The organism is Candidatus Eisenbacteria bacterium, assembly GCA_016867495.1.
Lineage (GTDB): Bacteria > Eisenbacteria > RBG-16-71-46 > CAIMUX01 > VGJL01 > VGJL01.
Window position 1 is genome coordinate 1 of the sequence record VGJL01000355.1, and the last position, 1,742, is coordinate 1,742.

Sequence of the window (1,742 nt, forward strand, 5' to 3'; positions counted from 1 at the left end):
AGCAGCTCCGGAGAAGCGAGGAAAGGAGCAACGCTTGCTCCGAGGCGGCGCGCGTCGCTCTCGCCCGCCACCATCGCCCGCCACCATCGCTCGTCACCATCGCTCGTCACCATCGCCCGCCACCATGGCCCGCCGCCTGGTTTGACTTGCGGATGGCGGCCGCGTACGCTCCTCTGTTCGCTGAAACGCAGTCGGAACGGGGACATCTGGACCAATCGATGCAGGCACGCACCACAGACCGAGGAGCAGCGCGAGCGGGCGACGCGCGAGCGCTCCTGCTCGTCGGGAACCCTAATGTCGGCAAGAGCGTCCTCTTCGGCGCACTGACCGGACGCTACGTCAATGTCTCCAACTACCCCGGGACGACGATCGAGGTGACGCGCGGCACGCAGGCCGGACCGGAGGGGCGCGGGGAGGTCATCGACACTCCGGGAACGAACCACCTGATTCCGATGTCGGAGGATGAGCGCGTCACCCGCGACATCATCCTCGCCGAGACGGAAGGAACGATCCTGCAGGTCGGCGACGCCAAGAACCTCCGCAGGGCCCTCGCCCTTACGGTCGAGCTCTCCCTCCTCGGCCGCCCGGTCGTCCTCGCCCTCAACATGATGGACGAGGCGCGCTCGCTGGGGATCGGGATCGACCGCGCCCGGTTGGAGCGGGAGCTCGGGATCCCGGTCGTCGAGACGATCGCGATCCGCCGGCAGGGACTCGGGCGCCTGCGCGGCGCGACCGGCCGCGCCGCCGTTCCGAGTCTCGCGCCCGACTATCCGCCCTCCGTCGAGAGGGCCATCGAGAGGATCTCGGCGCTCCTGCCGGAGACAGGCGCCTCCTCCCGCTTCATCGCCGTTCTGCTGCTCGCGGGGGATCGGACGATCGTCCCCTGGCTCCGCGCGCACGTCGATCCTGCGACGGTCGAGCAGTGCGAGAGGATCCGCCTCGAAGCGAGCCGCGCGGTCGCCGAGCCGCTTTCCCATCTGATCCGGAAGCGCCACCTCGCGGCGGCCGACCGTCTCCTGGCGGGCACCTATCGCGCGGCCACAATCGCGCGCGGCGGATGGATGCAGCGCATCGGCCGCTGGGCGATCGATCCCCTGAAGGGAATCGGGATCCTGGCCGCGGTCCTGGCCTTGACGTTCTGGTTCGTGGGGCTCCTCGGCGCAGGGACGCTGGTCGATCTGCTCGAGACCGGCCTCTTCGGGCAAGTCCTGAACCCTTTAGCGATCCACGGCGCCGACGCCCTCCTCCCATTCCCCCACGAGCATCCACATGCCCCGATCGAGGTCGGGATCGAGATCCCCCTGACGCCGGCGGGGGGGATCGACACCGGGATCTCCTGGACGAGGGATGTCCCCGCTCTCGAATACGAGACCGGCCGGCCGCTCACGGCCTTCGAGGAGGTCCTCCGCTTCCTGCACGATCTCTTGGTCGGCCCCTACGGGATCTTCACGATGGCTCTCGCCTACGGCTTCGCCATCGTTCTGCCGATCGTGGCGACCTTCTTCATCCTCTTCGGCATTCTGGAGGACTCGGGGTATCTGCCGCGCCTCGCCGTCATCGTGAACGGCCTCTTCCGGGCGATGGGTCTGAACGGACGCGCCGTCCTGCCGATGGTTCTCGGCCTCGGGTGCGACACGATGGCGACTCTGACGACGCGGATCCTGGACACGCGCAAGCAGCGGATCATCGTGACCCTCCTTCTCGCCCTGGGTGTGCCCTGCTCGGCCCAGCTCGGCGTCCTG

At 68.7% G+C, this 1,742-nt stretch carries 1 protein-coding gene; it reads left to right on the forward strand.

What is annotated here, in order from left to right:
• Positions 1-152 precede the first annotated feature (152 nt).
• Positions 153-1,742, forward strand: a 1,590-nt coding sequence (locus FJY88_14210) for a ferrous iron transporter B (protein MBM3288481.1), incomplete at its 3' end; no start/stop codon positions are given.